This window comes from Helicobacter equorum (genome assembly GCF_900198655.1).
Lineage (GTDB): Bacteria > Campylobacterota > Campylobacteria > Campylobacterales > Helicobacteraceae > Helicobacter_F > Helicobacter_F equorum.
The window spans coordinates 1-21,406 of sequence record NZ_FZPO01000012.1 but is presented as its reverse complement, the minus strand read 5'-3'; the positions used below and the strand labels follow the sequence as shown (position 1 = coordinate 21,406).

Genomic DNA, 21,406 nt, shown 5'->3' with positions numbered 1-21,406 from the left:
CAACACATCACATAAAAAAATACATCAAACATTTATGCAACAGGTTTAGGGTTTAAAAGTTTTAAATAAATCTGTTGTGGCTTTGACATAGCCATCTATTGAACCACAATCATAGCGAGAACCTTGAAATGTATAGGCAAGCACTCTTCCTTGTTTAGCTTGTTCTAACAAGGCATCAGTGATTTGAATCTCACCTTTTTTTCCCGGCTTGGTAACACGCAAAATATCAAAAATATCAGGCGTGAGGATATAACGCCCAATGATAGCGAGGTTGCTAGGTGCAGAATCCACGCTAGGCTTTTCGATCATATTATTGATACGATACACGCCTTCTTCTATCATTTCTCCGTCTATAATCCCATATTTATCCACTTCTTTTTTTTCTACTTCTTCAATAGCCACAATAGAGCAACGATAGCGTTTATAAAGATCTACCATCTGAGATAAAACACCTTGTGATCCACGATTGACACATAAGTCATCAGCCAATATTACCGCAAAAGGTTCTTGTCCGATAAGCACCTCACCAGTGAGAATAGCATGTCCCAATCCTTTCATTTCCTCTTGTCGTGTGTAGGAAAATTTGCAAAGGTTTGTAAGACGTCTAATGTCTTTTAGTAGTTCTTCTTTGTCTGTTCCCTCGATTTGGTGTTCAAGCTCATAATTTCTATCAAAATGATCCTCAATCGCTCTTTTGCCACGCCCAGTCACGATTGCCATCGTATGGCACCCAGCTTCTAGTGCCTCCTCTACGCCGTATTGAATAAGTGGTTTTACTAAAATAGGGAGCATTTCTTTTGGCATTGCCTTTGTTGCGGGTAAAAATCGTGTCCCATATCCTGCTGCTGGAAATAAACATTTATCGATCATAAAAGCTCCTTAAGGGTTAGTTGATTAGAGTTGCTCTGAGTAATTCTTCCAAATTGGCATTATTACCAAAAAGTTCTTGATAAACAATATAATTTGCAAGGACTTTTAGCCCATATATGCGAGTTTCCTCATAAGGAACAAGCTCCATGCTTAGCCATGGCTCGTATTCTCGTTTTTTTAGAAAAAGTTTTTTTTGTTGGAGTGTGCGACGCAAAAACCCCGGACCCCCATTATAAGCATATGCCACAAAAAGCGGGTACTTAAACTCGCGTTCTAGCTCATCAAGATAGAATCTCCCAAATTCCAAAGCAATGATAGGGTTAAACATATCTTCTAATTTGATGTCTTCAAGACCCATACTTTTTGTAAATGGCTCAACATTAAAGGGCATAATTTGCATCATGCCTAGCGCATAAGAAGTTGAAATGAGTGCGGGAAGAAAATTGCTTTCTTGCCTAGCGATTGCATAGGTTAGTGATTTTTGGTGAGTATTTTTCCATTTTATGTTTTGCATAAAAGGAGAGAGGAAGTAATTGTTTTGGTATCTTGTTGCACGATTGTGCACATAAGCCATATGAGCTAGAGAATCTGTAAAAGCAAACTCTTGTGTGAGTTCATCAAGTGCTTTTGGATCTGCAACTTGCGAGAGATTAGAGCGTAAAATTTCCCATTCAAAGGGATCTTGTATATTAAAGGGAGGTTTTTTCTTGCTTAAAGGTGTGAAATCAGCAATAATCGTATATTGTGGAGTTTTTTTGAGTTTTTGGTTGGCATAAATTGTGTAAATATCGAGATTTGTGCTTTGTGCAAGTTTGGAGAGGATTTTTTTATCTTTGCTGACATAATATTGCCAAAAAAGTGCCTTATCTTGTAAAAACATATCCTTGCTAGTATCGTGTGTAAGCCTAAAATATGCGAGTGCATTTTGTTTGTTTTTTGCCATAAGTTCATGCATGCCAAGCAAAAAAAGCGTATAGGGATTTGCTTTGGTGATATGCGCATTAAGCAGGGATTTTTTAAACTTAGGTAAAGAATCTGAAAGAATAATGCTTTGGAGCATTTTGTTAAATACTGGAATATTTTCATCAGCAAGTTTTTTTAGCCTTTGGGGTTTTACAGCTTGATTTATGAATGTTTCGCGTTGTGTTTGGGTAAGTGCGTTATAGATTTGTGCAAAGGTTTTGGCATCGCTTTGGAGCATTTTTGTAAGCACCATTTTAGAGCTTAGAATATCTACCTTTTGACTAAGAGTTTTATTTGAGGAGATTTTTGCCTTTAGGGTATGTAATTGTTGTGGTGAGAGATTTGGAATGAGGCTTAGTTTTAAGCCATAGTTGATACATTCTTCATCTTCTTTTAGCAAAGATTCAAAACTTAAACTTTTGCAATACAATTCCCTTGGTAATTCGTGTGGCATACCTTTTTTTTCTAGAAGTGTTGTGAGTTTTGGGGTTTTTCTATAGACAAGCTCATAAGCTTTGAGCGCGTCTTGCAAAGAAGTATTTTCATCACTAAGAAAACGCCAAATATAAAAATCCCGCGCCAATCCTTTTGGTTTAGATTCTAAAAATTTTAGGGTAATTTCTTGGGCAATGGCTTGTATTGCAAAAATGCTCCACAATGCTAAAATATAAGCAAGTTTTTTGTGCATTACATACCTTGCGCGAATCTATAGAGAATCTGTATTACCGTGAGGTCAATAAACTTTAGCGCTACAATGACGATAAGTGGCGCAAAATCTAATCCTCCTATGTTGGTGGGTATTAGTTTGCGCACCTTGGCAAAAACTGGCTCACTTAGGCGATAAAGGACTTGCACAATAGGGTTGTATGGATCAGGACGCACCCAACTAATGAGCGTGGCGATGATAAGAATCCAAATGTAGAGATTAAGCAACATACTTGCTATGGTTGCGATCGCTTGTAAAAATGTGGCGAGAATCATTATTGCTCCTTGTGGTGTTGAGACATTTGCATTTTGTCTAGAGTGCTTTTGGTAGGCTTTTGAAATTTTTAGGATTGTTGTGTGTTGAGTAAGCCCAAAAGCTCAAAATGTGTGAAATAATCGTCAAAATAATAGATATTTTCACACCCAGCTTCTACAAGATGACTTCCCAACACACTAGCCGTATGACCACTATAGCAAACAAGCAAGATGTTTTTGTCTTTGTGTTTTTGTGCGTAGTTATAGACATCTTGTGCGTTATTGAAATGTTGAGAGTTTTTTATATGTGCATAACCATAATCGCTTTCATCGCGAATATCGATGATATCAAATTCCATCGTTGTTAAATCTGGGGTATAAATTGGGTTTGCTAACGAGGGATTGTTTTTGCCTTTAAATTCCATGAAGATTCTCCACCTGAGTAATTCGTGGGTATTGTAGTCAAAGTTTGTTAATTAGGGTAGAGTGGCAGAGAGGAGTTGATGATCGCTAAGCGTTTTGCTTTGTAAAAAATGTTTGAGAATCCAAAATGATCCTTTGTTGGCAAAGCGTATGAGTGTGGCAAACAATACAGGATTAACTTTGTATTGACTAAATAAATGAATGCCTCTATATGAGGATAGGAACACACCTTTTTGTTTGGCTATATATTCGAGAGTTTGTTTTGTGTAGAAACTAATATGTTGTCCGTGTTTAAAACCATAGTACCACCAAGTATCCTTGCCATTATATTGAGGAATAGGGCAGGGAAGTAATTCTGTAGTAAACAATATATTAGGACATACGGCAAACATGGCAGAGATTTGCTCCATAGGATTTGGAAGATGTTCAAAAACTTCAAAACTCGTTAATAGCGTTGGCTTTGTGTTGCAATCCCATTCAAATCCACGTGCAAAAATATTTTGACAATATTCATCTTGCCAAAATGCTTCAATGCCAACATCACGCAAGAGACGAACAAGCAACCCAGTGCCGCCCCCAAAATCAACAAGTGTGCTTGCCCCCCCCCCCAATTACGTTTTTGGATCGGAAACCAAAGATATTATAGGCAATAAGACTAACTATTTTGTATAGTGAGAGATTTCTAGCCACAATTCCCGTATCAGAAGCGTTTATAGCATTTGTGTAGGCTTCAGATAGCCAATGTGCCTCACCTACCCCGAGAAATCCACAGGATTGGCATTTATAAAATCCTTCTTGGTATTTTTGAAGAATCTCAGTTTCAAATACCTTTTCTACCGGACTCGAACAAATTTTGCATTGCATAAACGCTCCTCAGTCATTGTAAGAATTTTTAGCCTTTTTAATTTTGGAGAGATTATACTAAAAATCGCTATAATTTTGCCTATGAAAGTGGCGTTTTTTGAAGCATTAGAGGATATACTACAAAGCACAAGTTTTACTCAAATACGAGAAAAATTTGTGCCCTTTTATGATGATGTCAAACGAGGATGTGTAGATTTTACATCGAATATTTGTGTGCGCCCAAGTTCGGATTTAGAGAGCTTGTGGATTATGCACGATAATAATACCTCCGCACTTAAGATTCGCCGCCCAAATCATGCTAAATCTAAACTTGCTTTGGCGAAGATCTTGCACTCTGTAACCCACATAGAAGCTAGTGCGATTATTTTGGCACTTGATGCTTGTTATCGTTTTAGGGATATGCCTTTGGCATTTTATATGGATTGGCTTAGCGTGGCAGATGAGGAGTTGAAGCATTTTGGGCTTTTGGAGGAGCTTTTAGGTGAGCTAGATTCTGTATATGGTGCGTTTCCTGTGCATAGCACACTTTTTGAGGCAATGCAGGCGACACAGACAAGTTTGGAGTGGCGTATGGGAGTGGTGCATCGTGGGTTGGAAGCAAAGGGTTTGGATGCCAATCCTTTTGTATTGCAAAAACTTATGCAAACAAACCTCCCACTTAAATCTAAGATTACAGAAGTATTTGAGATTATTTTGCGTGATGAGGTGGGTCATGTGCAAAAAGGAGATATATGGTGGAGGTATGCCCAAAAAGATATGCTTACCCCACAGCCTTTTGTTACGTTATGTGAAAGATTTGAGCATTTTAGCCTTGCAGGAAGGATTCTCAATGTTGATGCGAGATTACAAGCGGGTTTTAGTATTATGGAATTAGAATCTCTGCGGACATTTTATGCAAAGCAGAGCAAAAGAAGGCTATCAAGGAAATAAATATATGGAACATTTTGGATTGTTTGGAATTTTTGTTATAGGTTTTGTGGGGGCATTGACACCTGGTCCTGATATTTTACTTGTTTTACAGACAAGCTTATGTTTAGGGATACGAGCGGCTTTTGTCGCATTTTTGGGTATCGCAAGTGGCTGGGTTGTGTTTATGAGTGCTTTGTATTTGGGACTTAGTTATGTTTTTGGCAATGTATTTGTACAGATTGCCCTTATGTTTGTGGGTGGTGTTTATTTGGCGTATCTCGCGTATGTGTTGTTGGTAAATGTAAATTGTGAGGGTGCGATAACACAAATTAATCAACGCCCACAAGATAAGGATTTTCGGACTTTGTTGGGATTATATTTCAAGGCGTTGGGTATTAATCTTTCTAATCCTAAGGCATTACTATTTTTTGCCACGATTATTGTTCCTTTTATGGAGGTAGATTTGGGGGAGCGTATTATGGTGCTTTTTTGTGCATTGAGTTTGCCATTTTTGGGTGTGATTGTGTTAGGAAATGCACTTAGGACTTACCTCACGCAAAAAATGCTTATGTGGATAGATAGGCTTTGTGGTGTATTGTTTGCATTTTTTAGTGCATATTTGTTTTATGCAATATGGCATATTTTGTATAGCTAGTTGTTTTTAAGAGAGTTTATATTGAGTATGTGTATCTAAGGTATAGATATTTAGAGCTTTATACCCTCTAGTTCTTGCGTAAAAATTTGTTTGAATCTTTGGAGATTTCTATATCTTTGATATAAAGACAATAGCTTCCTTGAGGTAAAGAAGTATCTTGCTTATAGATTCTAAAGTACCTTGTTCTTTTAGATGATTAGATTTATAAATGTCTTTCTATATCTATAACATTATATTCTTTGGAATAGATTCTGTAATGTGTTACATTTTCCTTATCAAATATTTAGAATCTGCATCAAATATTTAGAATCTGCTTTCTCTTTTCACTTCTCCTCATTCTATTATCATTAATTCCTTGCCATCGAATCTAAGGGATAAAGGAGGTTTATAATCTAGCTTGGTGTAGGTGTATAATTCTTTACTTTATAAGCAAAGATAACTAAAGCATAATCCCCTTGTGTAAGGTATTGGAGTAATTGGGAGCATCATTTCTAGGGTTTGGTTGATTTGATAGCGATTGCTGTGAGCTTGTTGTAGGTATTTTTTAACATTAAATTCTATTATATTTCCCTTGCAAATATCACTCGGGAGTTCATAATAGTGTATATCTTTTGTGGCTTTGTCTTATTTGGATCATATTTTAGTGGGTAGTACTTATATATGCCCATTTGACAGAGTTATAACCATAATAGATAGCTCCACACTTCAATAGCCTTTTTATATGTTATATGTTTCTTGTGCTTGTATTGAAGCCTCTTAGCCAATTTATATTATGTTTTTTATGTTTGTTTTGTTCTAAAAGATTAGCATTTCACGCTTAAGTTTGTTAAGAGAATCTATTTCCGCCTTAAGCTTTTGGACTTCTACATCGATTTGTGAGAGTAGAGTAAAATTTAGGGTTTCTGGCATATCCTGTGATCCACGCTTAATCATAATATAATCAAGCATGGAGATTTTTGCCATGCCTAGCAAGATATTGATGTCATCTCGTATATCCTCGATATTTCTAAAGATACTATCAATGCGTTCAAACATAGCCTACTCCTTTATGATTTGATTCCGGCGGTGATTAGCGTATGTAAGTGTATAACACCTTGTATTGAATCCTGCTTATCTGTGATGACAAGAATTTGAATCTTGTTTTCTTCAATAAGTTTTAGGGCATCAAAGGCAAGCATATCAGGGGTATTGCAGGTCTTTGGATTTTTGGTAGCATATTTTAGCACCGCATCTTCTAGGCTAAAATCCTCTCTTAGCAACGCCCTTCGCAAATCACCATCGCTCAAAATCGCTATGAGCTTATTTTTGTGCGTAATAAGGAGATTGCCCAATCTCGCTTCACTCATAAGGGGGATACATTCTTTGAGTGTTGTGTGCGAATCTACAATAGGGAGGTTTGTGGTTTGCATTAAGTCTTTTAGTTTAACAAAAAGCCTTTTTCCTAAGTTACCACCGGGGTGGAATGATGCAAAGTTTTCGTGTGTGAAGCCTCTATAGTGCATAAGACACACAGCCAATACATCGCCAAGTGCAAGCGTAAGAGTGGTTGAGGTTGTGGGTGCGACATTGAGTGGACAAGCTTCTTTTTGCACAAAAATATCAAGAAACAAATCACTCATTTTTGAAAGACTAGATTGTGCGTTTTTACTCATAGTGATGAGGGTATTACCAAAGCGCTTAATGTGAGGCAAAACATTGAGTAGCTCCTCGCTCTCACCGCTATAGCTTATTGCAAGGATAACATCATCGTGTTGTATCACACCTAGATCGCCATGCATAGCCTCTGTAGGGTGGAGAAAAAAGCTAGGAGTACCTGTGCTAGAGAGAGTAGCGGCAATTTTTGCTCCTATATGTCCGCTTTTGCCCACGCCCATAACCACTAGTTTTCCCTTAGATTCTGCAATAGTGCGGATAATCTGGTAGAGTTTTTGTGAATCTAGCCGACTAGCAGAATCTAGCAATGCTTGAGATTCTGTGTGCAAAACCTCCGTGGCGATTTGTAGATATTGATTTGTTTCTGACATATTGCTTTCCTATAGGACATACACCATAGCTTCTATGGTTGGATATTTTTTGACCTTTTTGAATATATGCTTTTTAAATGCTCCTTGGATTTCGTGCTCTATGGTTTTGGCGTTAAAATGCTCCTTTTTGTAATTTTTGACAACAAGCTCCAAGACTTCATTCATTTCTTTCTCAAATCCCTTATCCTCTTTGTTGGCTACTAGTCCATAGCTCGCGATTTTAGAATCAATGATTTTACGATCTTTACTTACTTGCATAAACACGATGACAATTCCCTCATTAGCAAGTATTTGTCTATCATCAACTATGTCTGTATCCACTTGTCGATTGATTTGATTATCAATAAAGATTTTGCCATTTTTGACACTGCGGACTTTGCGCATATAGTTTGGATTGACTTCGATTTGATCGCCATCTTCCATAAGCAGTATATTTTTCTCTAGCACGCCACATTTGATAGCGGTTTCTTTGTGCTTGGCGATGTGATTGTATTCTCCATGGACTGGGAGGAAGAATTTTGGTTTAATAAGGCGTAACATAAGCTTTTGTTCTTCTTGTGCCGCGTGCCCGCTAACATGAATCTCACTGAAATCTTGGTAGACAACCCTTGCTCCTGCTTTCATAAGGAAATTTAACACTGTTGAGACAGATCCTTCATTGCCCGGAATGGCTTTGGCAGAGATAATAACCATATCGCTAGGCTTGATTTTAATATGGCGATGTTCATCTGTTGCCATACGATAGAGCGCGCTCATCGTTTCACCTTGAGAACCTGTGGTAACAATAAGCACCTCATTGTCTGGGTATTTTTCTACCTCGTGTGCTTCGATAAAGATATTTTGGGGAATTTCAATATAGCCAAGCTCACGCGCTATCTCTAGATTTTTTTCCATAGATCTTCCAATCACTGCGACTTTGCGATTATAAAGGCGACCATAGTTGATTGCTTGATATACGCGATGGATATTTGAGCTAAAGGTGCTCATAATGACGCGTCCTTTAGCTTGTTGAAAAAGCGTGTCAAATGTCGGTCCTACACTCGCTTCACTTGGCGTAGTGCCACTGCGATGAGAGTTTGTTGAATCGCTAAGGAGCAACATTACACCTTCTTCTCCATAGTGTGCTAGTCTGTGTAAATCTGTAGGCATATTATCAATTGGGGTATGATCGATTTTAAAATCTCCTGTGTGAATGATTGTCCCAGCTTCTGTTTTGATAGCAAGAGCTGAAGCATCAATAATAGAGTGTGTAATATTAATCCACTCAATTTCAAATTCGCCAATTTTGATAGGTTGGCGCTTTTGCACTATTTTGAAGTATGAGCGGTATTTTTTAAGTCCGTGTTCATCAAATTTGCTACCAATCATACCAAGTGGTAATGGTGTCCCATAGAGTGGGAATTGTAGTTGTTTATAGAGATAAGGTACTGCACCGATATGATCTTCGTGCGCATGAGTGATGATTACCCCTGCAATTTTGTCTTTAATAGCATGGATATAGCTAAAATCTGGAATGAGAATGTCTACTCCATGCATTGTCTCATCAGGGAAGCTCATGCCCACATCAATGATAATCGCACTATTTTGTGTTTCTAGCACGGTGATATTGCCTCCAATTTCTCCTAATCCCCCAAGAGGGGTTATGCGCACACTTGCTTTTGTGTTGAGATTGAGTTTTGCATGAGCATTGAGGCTTTCACGTTGGATTTTTGTGTTTGCTTCTACACCACGGCGCAAATCTTTGTGCAGACTAAGATTATCTTTTTCGTGTGGATTTTTCACACTACGGACACCATTTTCTACGACATCTTTGTCATCTGTGCGATTTTTGGCATGTGGATTTTTCCCACTCCATTGTCGCCCTTTAAAATTTTTATCTTTTTGTGCATAGTGTGAATCTCTAGTTTGGCTACCTTGTGTTGATCCAAATTTATTGTGAGTAGAGGATTTTTGTGAATATTCGCTTGTAGGAATTGTGTTTTGGATAGAATCTGTATGTGTAGGATATTTTGCGCCAGATTCTTGTGTGCTATCATCTGTCTCATCACTAATCTTACGACGGAACTTTTTTGTAAAAGATTTGAATCTGCTTTCTTTTGATGTTTGTGTTTTTTGATCTTGTGGTACTTGTTGAGGTGTGTTGTTGTCTTCCATAATTAAACTCCTTTTGTAATGTGTTGGTATATGCGGTGATAATCTTGCGTGCTGATTTCATGTGGTCTAGCATCGCTTTGAATCTGGAGAGTATGTAAGAGAGAGGCAGTATCTGTAAAAGCTTTTTGTAAATTTTTGGCTAGTTTTTTACGCGGTGCGCAAAATGCTATTTTTAAAAACTCTTCAAATTTATAATCCCCTTGTGCAGTATTTTGTGTTTTATCAATACAAAATACACTGGAAGTGATTTTTGGTGCAGGCTCAAAGGCAGTGTTTGGCACATCAAAAAGCATTTGTGGCTTACCAAAGGTCTGTGCTAATACGCTCAATGCACAAAATGGACTTTCTTGTGTGTGTGCACAAAATTTTTGCGCAACTTCTTTTTGAGTCATCACGACAAGATATTTGCATACACTATCCCGCAATAAACGCAAAATAATGGGTGTAGCGATATAGTAAGGAAGGTTTGAAATAAGCACATAATCACTGGGGTGCAGCCACCCTTTGTCTTGCTGGATTTCTAGCACATCTTTTTGTATCAGCTTCACCTTTTTGCTCGCAATAAGGGGGGCAAAATTTTTATAAAACAAAGAACATAAGTCAGGATCGACTTCATAGGCTTTTAGAGAATCTCTCTTGGCTAACTCTTGTGTCAAATCACCCAAGCCAATCCCGATCTCCACGAGTTGATAGGGGAGTTTGGGAATAGATTCGGTGATTTGCTGGATATAGGAAAAATCTTTCAAAAAATTCTGCCCTAGATGTTTTTTGGTTTTGTAGTTTTCCATAAATATCCTTGAAAAATGCTATAATTGTAGCAGAAGTTCTTAAAATCCTAGCTAATAAAATTGCTTTAGAATTGTAAATCCTTGATAAAGAAACATTTTCAAAAATATAATTAAAGGTGCATTATGAATTTTGCAAAGCGGATCATTCCTTGTCTGGATGTAAAAGATGGTCGTGTTGTTAAAGGTGTAAATTTTGTGGGCCTACAAGATGCCGGAGATCCGGTAGAAATAGCCAAAAAATATAATGACAAGGGTGCAGATGAATTAGTGTTTTTGGATATTACCGCAAGCGCAGAGGGTCGTAGCACGACTCTTGAAATGGTAAAACAAGTTGCCAAGGAAGTTTTTATTCCTTTTAGCGTAGGTGGAGGGATTGGATCACTAGATGATATGTATAACCTCCTCAATGCTGGGTGTGATAAGGTAAGCATTAATAGTTCGGCTCTCAAAAATCCTGGACTTATCCAAGAGGGTGCCAAGCGATTTGGTTCGCAATGTATTGTGGTAGCGGTAGATTATAAGGTTTTTAATCCATCTAGTTCATCTCATTTGTGGCATGTATTTATCAATGGTGGTAGAATAGATACGGGTAGGGACTTACTTCAGTGGTGCAAGGAAATTTATGATCGTGGTGCTGGAGAAATTTTGCTGACAAGCATGGATTGCGATGGGACAAAACAAGGTTATGACAAAGCAGGCATCGAGGCAGTGAATGCAGTAGCGCCTTTGCCACTTATTGCAAGTGGCGGTGCTGGATGTATGCAAGATTTTGTAGATGTGTTTGCGTATGGGGCTGATGCAGCACTTGCAGCGAGTGTGTTTCATTATGGTGAAATTGGTATTGCTGGATTAAAATCATATCTCCAAGCCCATGGAGTTAGTGTGAGAATCTAAGGAATTTATGATGGTTGTGTGTGCTGGACGCGGAGAAGAATTTACTTTTGCGAGAGTTATTGGCGTAGGTCTTATAGAGAGTGCGATAAACCTCACAAAAATTTGCCTTACAGAAAGGGTTGATGAGTTTATTTTTGTAGGAAGTGCTGGGGCATATGATGAAAAGATTAAAATTTTGGATATGTTTTGTGCTTCAGAGGCGACACATATTGAATCTGCCTTTTTGACACAAGGTGCTTATACACCCATGATCACTCACAAAACATCACCAAAACCTGTGATATGTAATGTTTCATATGAAACATTGTGTGTCAATAGTTCAAACTATATTACTACAGATTCTAGTGTGGCACAGAGATTTTTAGAGCAAGGATTGAGGTTGGAAAATATGGAGTTTTTTTCCGTTATGGAAGTGGCTCAATATTTTGGGATTGGCTGTCTGGGGATTTTTTGTGTGAGCAATTATTGCAATGCTAACGCACATCGAGATTTTTTGGATAATCATACGTGCGTCAAGGAGCGTTTAGAATCTCTTGCCCCTGTTTTGGCAACGCATAATGAATCTAGATTAGGATACCATAAATGATTGACACACTAAAGAAAAAAAATATTTTTAGTTATACGCTTAGCGAATTGTCAGAAAGCATTAAGCCAAAGTTTCGTGCACAACAAATTTATAAGTGGTTGTATATAGAATATAAGATGGATTTTGAATCTATGTCCAATCTTCCAAAACATTTGCGTGAAGAGCTATCTCAAGAATATAGCGTACAGAATCTAGAGATTCTCAAATGTGAGCAAAGTCGCGATGGGAGCAAGAAATATCTTTTTCGCACACACGATGGGCATACATTTGAATCTGTGCTGATTCAAATGCGTGATAAACAACACGACGCCAATGGTAAAATTGTGAGTAGTGAGAAATGGACAATCTGTCTTTCTTCGCAAATTGGTTGCAAGGTAGGGTGTGCATTTTGTTTTACTGCAAAAGGTGGCTTTTATCGCAATCTAGAAGCTGGAGAAATAGTGGAACAAGTCGTGCAAATCAAACGAGATAATGCTATCCCACCACATAAGCGTGTAAATATTGTTTATATGGGTATGGGTGAACCACTCGACAATTTTGAAAATGTTACCAAAGCAATTAGAATCTTGAGTGAAAAAGATGGCTTGAGCATTTCGGCACGCCGACAAACTATTTCTACAAGTGGCATAGCTCCTAGAATAAAAAAACTTGGTATGCTTGATTTGGGTGTGCAGTTAGCCATTTCTCTACATGCGGTTGATGATACACTACGCAGCAGACTTATTCCGATGAATAAGGCATATAATATCGCACAGGTGCTTGATGAAGTACGGGATTTTCCTGTGGATGCACGAAAAAGAGTAATGTTTGAGTATTTGATGATAAAAGATCTCAATGATAGTCTCAAAGAAGCAAAACAATTACTTTCATTGCTTGATGGTATACGTGCTAAGGTGAATCTTATTTTGTTTAATCCTCACAAAGGTAGTGAGTTTTTGCGACCCAGTGAAGAAAGGGCAAAAGCATTTGCAGATTTTCTCACACAGAAAGGATTACTTTGCACGATTCGAGAATCTAAGGGGCTTGATATTAGTGCAGCATGCGGGCAACTGCGTGAAAAAGAAAAATTACAATATGTTTCATATGAAACATAAAGGAAGTGCTATGGATATATTAGATTGGATTTTGGTAGTATTTTTGGTACTTGTGTGTGTCGGTGGGAGTATTTGGTTTTTGTATTATGCATATAACCAAGATTCCAAAAAAAGAGATTCATAAACTATGAATAGTGAGGTAAAACAATGAATGTGATACTTGTGCATATTTGCTGTTCTGTAGATAGCCATTATTTTTTGCAACGATTGCGTGAGCAATATCCAGATTCTAAACTTGTGGGATATTTTTATAATCCAAATATTCACCCAAAGACAGAATACGATTTGCGTTTGCTTGATGTGGAACGAAGCTGTAAAATGCTTGGTATAGAATTATACGAAGGTGAGTATGATACATTGCATTGGCTTGAGGATGTGCGAGGATTAGAGGAGGAACCAGAAAAAGGGGATCGGTGTGTAGCGTGTTTTGATAGTCGGCTGATACGCACAGCAAGTTTTGCTAAGCAAAAGGGTATAGGGACTTTTACGACGACTTTGCTTTCTAGTCCGATGAAAGAGCGTGATATACTTTTTGCGCAAGGAGAAAAAATAGCACGTATGTACAATCTCGCATTTATCAAAATCGATGTGCGTAGCAATGGTGGGACTCAAGCACAAGCCCAACTTGCTAAAAAAGATAATTTGTATAGGCAAACTTATTGTGGTTGTAAATTTGCATTGATAAAACAAAGAAACGCACAAGGCAAACTCTCTCTTGAGCTTGTAGAAAATCTTGGAAGACAAGTTATGCCTGCAAGCAACGAGGAGAGAATCCAAGTTTTTAGTCGGCGTAATGCTCTAGAAGAAGAACATGTGCCATATATCCTCACTAAACGCTCTATTATGGCATGGAGAAATTTACGCAGCACTGCTAAGTTAGCAGGACAACCCATCGATATGTATGTGCTTGCAGATTCAAAAGAAAAACATAATGCCAAAACCGGAGAGATTCAATGGATGCACACTGATGTGCTATCACCATATTCTTTTTATAAGTTGCTGTATCCAAAGGATATGAAATATTTTCAAGACATTAATCATATAAGCAAGAATTCATCTTGTGAGATTACTATAGGTGTAGCAAGCAAAGATGATAGTATATTTTTGTGTTTGCAAGATGTGAATACTCTGTGCAACACACAATACCAAAACATTAGAGAACTAAATATAAATCCACTACCTTATGAACTAGAAAGTGTGCTACGGATTTGTCTTTGTGGATTGGGGAGTATTAATCCTATCATTGTCTTAGATTCTCGCGTAGAATCTTCTCTTACGATTTTTATCCATAGCCTTTTTCAAGAGGAAAATGTTTTTCGTCTTATAGAGGGAAAAAGGACACACCAAGACAATAAAGTATTTTAAAGCCTTTTTTTGTTACCATGGCAGGAGTTGCATTGTATTTTAGATATCAATAAGGAGCCATTATGATGGATGTTAATAGAATACGTGAGATTTTACCACATCGTTATCCTATGTTACTTGTCGATAGGGTTGTGTCGTTGGTGATAAATGAAAGGATTGAAGCATACAAAAATGTTACAATCAATGAAGAAGTATTTATAGGGCATTTTCCTAATCAGCCTATTTATCCGGGTGTTATGCAAATCGAGGGAATGGCACAGGCTGGCGGACTACTTGCTTTTAGTAGTATGTTTGGCGATGATACAGAGCAAGCAAAAGACAAGATTGTGTATTTTATGACGATTGATAATGCTAAATTTCGTGTGCCAGTTGTGCCAGGAGATAAGCTTGTATATAGGCTTGAAGTTCTTGCGCATAAAGGTAGTGTTTGGTCATTGGGTGGCAAGGCATTTGTTGATGATAAGGTTGTATCTCAAGCAGAACTTAAGGCAATGATAGTAGATGCGCACAAAGGATAGGCTATGGTAGCAGAGAATATCGCGCCAACAAGCATTATAGAATCTGGCGCCAAAATTGGTAAAAATGTCAAAATTGGACATTTTTGTGTGATTGGCAAAAATGTCATCATTGGTGATAATTGTGAAATTGGCGATCGTGTTACTATCACCGGGAATACAACTTTGGGTGAGGATAATAAAGTTTTTACAGGTGCATGTGTGGGTGTGCCACCACAAGATCTCAAATATGCCGGTGAGGATACGCAACTTATTGTAGGCAATGGCAATATCATTAGGGAATACACGACGCTTAATACTGGCACCATTGGTGGTGGTGGCGTAACGTGCATAGGTGATGAAAATTTATTTATGGCGTATGTGCATATAGCCCATGATTGTCATGTCGGCAGTGGTTGTATCTTTGCAAATGTTGCTACACTGGGTGGACATGTGCATGTAGGCAATTATGTGAATTTTGGTGGCTTAAGTGCCGTGCATCAGTTTGTGCAAGTGGGCGATGGATGTATGATCGGGGGACTTTCTGCGCTTGTGCAGGATTTGCCACCTTATTCCATTGCGCATGGCAATCATGCTCGTGTTGTTGGGCTTAACAAACATCGTATGCGCAAACTTTTTAGTCGTGAAGAAATAGATTCTATTGCTTCAATGTATAAGCGCCTTTATTCACGAGAAGCACCGATAAAAGAATTGGTCCAAAGAGAGTTAGATTCTGGTTGTCTCTCGCAAACACAACAATACATTTGTGATTTTATTTTATCAGCAACTAGGGGTATAGCTTTAGGACACAAAGGGAATGAATAATGATGGAACCAAAATATTGTAGTTTTTGTGGTAGGAGAGAAACTCAGGGTAATCCCTGCATAACAGGTAACAAAGGCAATTCCGTTGATGTGTATATTTGCAAAAATTGCATCACGGTAGGCGAAGAGATTTTAAGAGGCTATAAAGAGCCACACGAGATAGAATCTACCCATACATTTCATATCCCTACACCAAAAGAATTAAATGTAAAACTTGATGAATATGTCGTGGGACAAGATGAAGCAAAAAAAGTCTTTAGTGTTGCTGTGTATAATCATTACAAACGCATTAGCGATGATGAGTATTCGCTAAGCCCAGAACTTGCAGATGTGGAGATTGCTAAATCCAATATTTTGCTCATCGGTCCTACAGGAAGCGGTAAAACGCTTATGGCACAGACTCTAGCGAAGTTTTTAGATGTGCCTATTGCTATTTCTGATGCGACAAGCCTCACAGAGGCTGGATATGTAGGCGAAGATGTAGAAAATATCCTTACACGCTTATATCAAGCTGCAGATGGCGATATACAAAAAGCACAAAGAGGTATTGTGTTTATTGATGAGATTGATAAAATCTCGCGCCTATCTGAAAATCGATCAATCACTCGCGATGTAAGTGGAGAGGGCGTCCAACAAGCATTGCTAAAGATTATTGAGGGTAGTGTGGTAAATATTCCTCCAAAGGGTGGTAGAAAGCATCCAAATCAAGAATTTGTACAACTTGATACAAGCCATATTTTATTTATTTGTGGTGGCGCATTTGATGGCTTAGGAGAGATTATAAAAAGGCGTGTTGGGGGCAATGTGCTAGGATTCCATGGTAAAAAACATGGCAAAAGCGATGAACAATATCTTTTAAGCCTTGTAGAGCCTGATGACCTTGTGAGTTATGGACTTATTCCAGAGCTTATAGGGCGTTTGCATGTTATTACAACACTAAATCCTATAGATAAAAATGCAATGATACAGATTCTTACTAAACCCAAAAATGCACTCATTAAGCAATATCAAAAGCTTTTTGCTATGGATGGTGCGACACTGAACTTTGAGCAAGACGCATTGGAAAAAATCGCTGAACTTGCTATAGCACGCAAAATTGGCGCAAGAGGTTTGCGATCAATTATTGAGGATCATATCAATGATTTGATGTATAATCTCCCAGATTTGCGAGGCTGTGAGATTACAATTACCAAAGATTGCATAGAGGGCAATAAAAAGCCAATTATCATCAAGCAACCAAAAACAAAAAAAACATCGTGATACATGTTATAATACTTTAAAGATTCTAAGGAGTGTGCAGTATGCTAATAGATAGATTAATAGGATCATTTTCTAAAGATGTTGCTATAGATTTGGGAACGGCAAACACCATTGTATCTATTAAAGGTGAGGGGATTGTGATCAATGAGCCTTCGGTAGTCGCAGTGCATAGCGACAAACATGGGTATGGAGAGATTCTCGCTATAGGGAGAGAAGCTAAGGATATGGAAGGCAAAACTCCGCACAAGATAGAGATTATCCGCCCTATGAGAGATGGTATTATCGCGGATTTTGAGATGACTGAAAGAATGATAAGATTTTTTATCGAAAAAGCCTATAAGCGTAAGAGTCTTATTCGTCCAAGGATTATGGTGTGTGTGCCCTATGGACTTACCGGTGTAGAGAAAAAGGCAGTCAAAGAATCAGCACTTGCGGCAGGTGCGCGCGAAGTATATTTGATCGAAGAGCCTATGGCGGCAGCTATTGGTGCTGGATTGCGCACAGAAGAAGCAAAGGGCAATCTCGTCATAGATATCGGTGGTGGGACTACAGAGATAGGTGTTGTATCCTATGGTGGTTTGGTGATTAGCAAAAGTATTAGAGTAGCTGGGGATAAGTTTGATACAGCAATTTCAGAATATGTGCGCAAAAAATATAATCTCCTTATTGGTGATCGCACTGCAGAGACAATTAAGATTGAGATTGGATCAGCATATTCTTTAAATGAAATGTTGGTGTATCAAGTGCGCGGGCGTGATAATGTGAGTGGTTTGCTTAATACTATTGATCTCACGAGCGAAGATGTGCGAGAAGCTATCAAAGATCAGCTTAAGGTCATTGTCAATGCTTTAAAAGATGTGTTAGAAAAACTTCCACCCGATCTTTCTGGAGATATTATCGAAAATGGTATTGTGCTTACTGGTGGTGGTGCGCTTATACGAGGGCTTGATAAATACATTTCTGAAATTGTGCGCTTACCTGTGTGGGTAGCTGAAGAGCCATTGCTATGTGTTGCTAGAGGTACGAGCAAAGCTATGGAAGATGAAAAACTTCTCCAAGAGCTAGCAATTAACTAATATGCGTTATAAGACTCTTATTTTTCTCGTCTTGTTTTTTGTCACAATTATCGTGACCATGGAGGTTAATAAGGGTTTTGAAGCGCGTGTGCTAAATGTTGGCGATAAGGTGCGTTTATTTTTTATTTCTGGCTGGGATCAGGTGTGGTTGTGGTATAGGACACATTTTAGTCAAGCTGATGAGATTAGGACTTTGCGTCAAAAGATCGCCGATTATGACAAGATACTTCTTCAAAATACCGAACTTATGAATCAAAATACAGAGTTAAAATCCTTTATTCACAATGATTTGCACAATGATCCTGAATTTTATCTTGCGCGAATGAGTGCGTATGTGCAAATGGGGGAATATGATAAGGTTTGGCTTGCACTAGATTCTCATGTGCGCCAAAAGCTAGAATCTATCCAAGAATTACGAATCTTGGGTCTTGTGCGTGATAATGTAGCTTTTGGTATCGCAAAATTTGAACATACAAGATTGCAAGGGTTTTTGAATAATGCTAAAGAGTGTAGTTATGGTGTGTTTATTGGGAAAAATAAGGCAATGGGTATTGTGGATAATGCAATAAAAAGCAAGAATGATGGGTATATCAATGTGAGTTATATCCCTAAATGGACAAGCGTTGAGGTTGGCGATGAAGTGTATACAAATGGCTTAGATGGGATTTTTATAGAAAATGTTTTGGTTGGCAAGGTAATGGAAGTCTATGAAGAATCAAATTTTTTGCGCGTGAGTGTGTTGCCCTATGCACAGACACAAGATCTTGGGTATGTGTGGGTGGTGGATACAAGCATATCGGAACTCTAATGTCATAATCATCAATGCCCCACGCTATAGATAATAACGGATATTCTAGTATCACAAAAATCCTAGAAACGCTACGCTCCCCATGCAATAAACACACGCTTGATGAAGCGATTTTACAGCTTTGTGTGTGTAATCCTTTTATCCAAGATTCTAAAGTCTCTCAAGATACAGAAAACCTTCATGACATAGAATCTCATATCCATACAAAACAAATACCTAATCCACAGATTATGCACACTTTGGCGGAAATCCTTGCACAGCGAATCTTTGAACTTTTGGAGAGTGGCACAATATGTGAGTTAGAATATATAGGTGTATTTTGGGTGTTAAAACATTTAGATACCCCATTTGTAGATACACGATTTTTGGTGTTTTTGGAGCAAATGCAGCCACTACTCTTTAGCGATGGGCTTAGTGAGTTAGAAAATATTTTGTTTTTGCAAGTATGTAGCGTGGCACATATGTTTGTGTATGGTGCAGATTCTGGCATGGAGTTTTTTATTGTAAATATGTGTTTGCTTGATATGGATTTGGCGCAGAGTGAGGGCATAGCGGAATTTTGTATCAAATATTTTCCTTTGCTTGGTGTGGATTTTGATGTGTGTTTAGGGGCATTGATGAAAGCCCTTGGTTCTAGTATGAATCTTGCGCCAAGACGACGACGTAGCCTTTTAAACTGGCAATTACATTGTTTATGGAATATCCAAGGATATTTCAATACTACTCGTTGGCTTGAACTTTATCCTTCTTATGAGGCTGTGTTTTATGCACTTTTAGATCGCATTAGGGATACATTTTTGCACGACAAAGAGCGTGCGTTAGGCTATCTTGATGAAGTGCTATATATGCAGTTTTTTATTTATCATATGTGTGGCAATAGTTTTCATACTCAAGAGCAATGGCAGGAATTTTGTGAAAAAATAGATCGCAAAGCAGTGGCTGTGTATGAGATGTTTGCGCCATATATACGTGAGTGTGTGCCCACCATACCACATAAACACACAAAAGAAATTATTGGTGTTATAAAAGATCGCATTGTAGGGAATTCTCCATATAAGGTCGAATTTTCTTTGTTTCAGAATCTTTTACGCACGCAGGCTTTTTCTTCCCAGTTTTGTATTAAAATCTATAATATGGCGTTTATTGAAAAGAGTGCCGATGATGAGAATCTACGCAAAGAGTTAGAAAATCTTGGTATAGAAATTTGCGATGTTGCAAAGAGGGAAAATATAAAAGGTTTTTATAATTCTCATCTTAACAAAACTTTGTTGCTTTGGGAGGCGATACGTGCTGATAGTGTGCGTTATCTTATTTCCCCAAATAATGGCTATGGGATTAGTGATTTTTTACTTAGTGTGAGTGTAGCGCCTATACAAATGTATTATTCGCATGGAAACTTTGTATATGATATTCCTTTTTTGACACAACGCCTCACGCATATTTGCAACGTACAAAAGCGCATACAACATTGTGGTTTTGAGTTTGTCGGCGTACCTGTAAAAATGGATAAGCGTTTTTATAATCCTCCTATAGATTCACACATTATACATACCCTAAGGTTGCAATATCCAAGCGAATCTAAGATTTTAGGCACGATCGGGCGATTGGTAAAAATTGATTCATCACAATATTTACGAAGCGTGTTATATATCATGCGCCATTATCCACAAAGCATTTATTTGGCTTGTGGTGGAGGTAATGAATTTGCAATACGAGAGAAGATTATACGCGAGGGTGGATCGGATCTTTTGGATCGTTTTTATTTTGTCGGATATGTTGATAATGCGTTATATGGACATATCATTGATATATGGCTTGATAGTTTTCCGTTAGAGCAAGGAGAGAGTCGCATAGAATATGTGGCTAAAGGCGGTGTAGCATTGGTGCTTTCTCGTGAGAGCAAGCAAGAGCGTGTTGGTAGAATCTCACGCTGGGTAGATCAACATGCAGAGATTTTATCGGAGTTTTTAATACTTTATAATACGCCTAGTGCCAATATATCGCAGATTCAGACTATCGTGCTTACAAGTCTTGCAGATATAAAAACACTTTTGTGTGAATGTGTGTATGTGGCATTTGATATACAAGAATATGAGCGTAAAGCCTTAGAGCTTTTGCGAAGTCAATCTATAGAGGCAGTGCGTGCCCATAGTCTTTTGGAGCGTGAAATCTTGGATTTTGTGCGAGAAAAGATAGGCACACAAAGCTTTTTGGAATTATTAGATTCTCTAAGTAGTGAGGATTAAGTAGTATTCTTATTCTTTAGAATCTTGTTGTGGTGTGAGAGAATAGCTAAAGTCTTGAATGCTTTGCTGAAAGATATTTTGTGTTGGCAAGGTGGGATTAAAGAGTGATTGTGAAAGTTTTGTGTGGCAATCCATACAATTATCAATCA

22 protein-coding genes are annotated in these 21,406 nt (G+C 38.0%); 12 read left to right on the top strand and 10 right to left on the bottom strand.

What is annotated here, in order from left to right:
* Positions 1-45: 45 nt before the first annotated feature.
* The 6 genes from galU to C6H22_RS02895 all read right to left on the bottom strand — a co-directional run bounded on the left by galU (position 46) and on the right by C6H22_RS02895 (position 4,080).
* Entirely contained in the window at positions 46-870 is an 825-nt protein-coding gene (gene galU / locus C6H22_RS02920; protein ID WP_104693845.1) for a UTP--glucose-1-phosphate uridylyltransferase GalU, read from the bottom strand.
* Positions 871-886: 16 nt separating this feature from the next.
* A complete protein-coding gene (locus tag C6H22_RS02915) occupies positions 887-2,521 on the bottom strand; it encodes a lytic transglycosylase domain-containing protein (RefSeq protein ID WP_104693844.1) in 1,635 nt (544 codons plus the stop codon).
* Positions 2,521-2,814: a YggT family protein gene (locus C6H22_RS02910; protein WP_104693843.1), complete on the bottom strand. Its 294-nt coding sequence runs from the start codon at positions 2,812-2,814 to the stop codon at positions 2,521-2,523. The genes C6H22_RS02915 and C6H22_RS02910 overlap by 1 nt, the downstream gene beginning before the upstream one ends.
* Before the next feature lie 68 nt (positions 2,815-2,882).
* Complete coding sequence (locus C6H22_RS02905) at positions 2,883-3,218, bottom strand: rhodanese-like domain-containing protein (RefSeq protein WP_104693842.1); 336 nt, start codon at positions 3,216-3,218, stop codon at positions 2,883-2,885.
* Between the two features lie 51 nt (positions 3,219-3,269).
* Positions 3,270-3,827: a class I SAM-dependent methyltransferase gene (locus tag C6H22_RS02900; RefSeq protein ID WP_104693841.1), complete on the bottom strand. Its 558-nt coding sequence runs from the start codon at positions 3,825-3,827 to the stop codon at positions 3,270-3,272.
* On the bottom strand, positions 3,799-4,080 hold the full coding sequence (locus C6H22_RS02895) for a hypothetical protein (RefSeq protein WP_104693840.1): 282 nt from the start codon (positions 4,078-4,080) through the stop codon (positions 3,799-3,801). The genes C6H22_RS02900 and C6H22_RS02895 overlap by 29 nt, the downstream gene beginning before the upstream one ends.
* Here C6H22_RS02895 and C6H22_RS02890 point away from each other — a divergent pair.
* Both C6H22_RS02890 and C6H22_RS02885 read left to right on the top strand, forming a co-directional pair.
* Complete coding sequence (locus tag C6H22_RS02890; protein ID WP_233707006.1) at positions 4,075-5,010, top strand: ferritin-like domain-containing protein; 936 nt, start codon at positions 4,075-4,077, stop codon at positions 5,008-5,010. The two genes, C6H22_RS02895 and C6H22_RS02890, sit on opposite strands and share 6 nt — an antisense overlap.
* Before the next feature lie 4 nt (positions 5,011-5,014).
* Positions 5,015-5,644, top strand: a complete 630-nt coding sequence (locus C6H22_RS02885) for a LysE family translocator (RefSeq protein WP_158654603.1) — start codon at positions 5,015-5,017, stop codon at positions 5,642-5,644.
* Between the two features lie 795 nt (positions 5,645-6,439).
* Here C6H22_RS02885 and C6H22_RS02880 read toward each other — a convergent pair.
* Genes C6H22_RS02880 through rsmA form a run of 4 tightly spaced genes read right to left on the bottom strand, consistent with a single transcriptional unit; the run spans position 6,440 to position 10,610 of the window.
* On the bottom strand, positions 6,440-6,679 hold the full coding sequence (locus C6H22_RS02880; protein WP_104693837.1) for a DUF2443 family protein: 240 nt from the start codon (positions 6,677-6,679) through the stop codon (positions 6,440-6,442).
* A gap of 11 nt (positions 6,680-6,690) precedes the next feature.
* Positions 6,691-7,668 carry a KpsF/GutQ family sugar-phosphate isomerase gene (locus C6H22_RS02875; protein WP_104693836.1) on the bottom strand — a complete coding sequence of 326 codons (978 nt, stop codon included), beginning with the start codon at positions 7,666-7,668 and terminating at the stop codon, positions 6,691-6,693.
* A gap of 9 nt (positions 7,669-7,677) precedes the next feature.
* Positions 7,678-9,822, bottom strand: coding sequence for a ribonuclease J (locus tag C6H22_RS02870; protein ID WP_104693835.1), 2,145 nt, complete (start codon positions 9,820-9,822; stop codon positions 7,678-7,680).
* A 2-nt stretch (positions 9,823-9,824) separates the two neighbouring features.
* Entirely contained in the window at positions 9,825-10,610 is a 786-nt protein-coding gene (gene rsmA, locus C6H22_RS02865) for a 16S rRNA (adenine(1518)-N(6)/adenine(1519)-N(6))-dimethyltransferase RsmA (RefSeq protein WP_104693834.1), read from the bottom strand.
* 123 nt (positions 10,611-10,733) lie between these two features.
* Here rsmA and hisF point away from each other — a divergent pair, with 123 nt between their 5' ends.
* The 10 genes from hisF (at position 10,734) to C6H22_RS02815 (ending at position 21,257) form a co-directional block, all read left to right on the top strand.
* A complete protein-coding gene (gene hisF / locus C6H22_RS02860) occupies positions 10,734-11,504 on the top strand; it encodes an imidazole glycerol phosphate synthase subunit HisF (RefSeq protein ID WP_104693833.1) in 771 nt (256 codons plus the stop codon).
* 7 nt (positions 11,505-11,511) lie between these two features.
* On the top strand, positions 11,512-12,090 hold the full coding sequence (locus C6H22_RS02855) for a phosphorylase family protein (RefSeq protein ID WP_324826068.1): 579 nt from the start codon (positions 11,512-11,514) through the stop codon (positions 12,088-12,090).
* Positions 12,087-13,184, top strand: a complete 1,098-nt coding sequence (gene rlmN, locus C6H22_RS02850; RefSeq protein WP_104693831.1) for a dual-specificity RNA methyltransferase RlmN — start codon at positions 12,087-12,089, stop codon at positions 13,182-13,184. Before C6H22_RS02855 ends, rlmN begins: the two co-directional genes overlap by 4 nt.
* Before the next feature lie 147 nt (positions 13,185-13,331).
* The gene (locus C6H22_RS02845; protein ID WP_104693830.1) at positions 13,332-14,549 is read left to right on the top strand and encodes an epoxyqueuosine reductase QueH; all 1,218 of its coding nucleotides are present in this window, start codon (positions 13,332-13,334) and stop codon (positions 14,547-14,549) included.
* A 62-nt stretch (positions 14,550-14,611) separates the two neighbouring features.
* Complete coding sequence (gene fabZ, locus C6H22_RS02840) at positions 14,612-15,067, top strand: 3-hydroxyacyl-ACP dehydratase FabZ (protein WP_104693829.1); 456 nt, start codon at positions 14,612-14,614, stop codon at positions 15,065-15,067.
* A 3-nt stretch (positions 15,068-15,070) separates the two neighbouring features.
* Positions 15,071-15,868, top strand: coding sequence for an acyl-ACP--UDP-N-acetylglucosamine O-acyltransferase (lpxA, locus tag C6H22_RS02835; RefSeq protein WP_104693828.1), 798 nt, complete (start codon positions 15,071-15,073; stop codon positions 15,866-15,868).
* 2 nt (positions 15,869-15,870) lie between these two features.
* Positions 15,871-17,127 carry an ATP-dependent protease ATP-binding subunit ClpX gene (gene clpX / locus C6H22_RS02830; RefSeq protein WP_104693873.1) on the top strand — a complete coding sequence of 419 codons (1,257 nt, stop codon included), beginning with the start codon at positions 15,871-15,873 and terminating at the stop codon, positions 17,125-17,127.
* A 41-nt stretch (positions 17,128-17,168) separates the two neighbouring features.
* On the top strand, positions 17,169-18,203 hold the full coding sequence (locus C6H22_RS02825) for a rod shape-determining protein (RefSeq protein WP_104693827.1): 1,035 nt from the start codon (positions 17,169-17,171) through the stop codon (positions 18,201-18,203).
* A 1-nt stretch (position 18,204) separates the two neighbouring features.
* The gene (gene mreC / locus C6H22_RS02820; RefSeq protein WP_104693826.1) at positions 18,205-19,011 is read left to right on the top strand and encodes a rod shape-determining protein MreC; all 807 of its coding nucleotides are present in this window, start codon (positions 18,205-18,207) and stop codon (positions 19,009-19,011) included.
* Between the two features lie 14 nt (positions 19,012-19,025).
* Complete coding sequence (locus tag C6H22_RS02815; RefSeq protein WP_104693825.1) at positions 19,026-21,257, top strand: hypothetical protein; 2,232 nt, start codon at positions 19,026-19,028, stop codon at positions 21,255-21,257.
* Positions 21,258-21,406 lie beyond the last annotated feature (149 nt).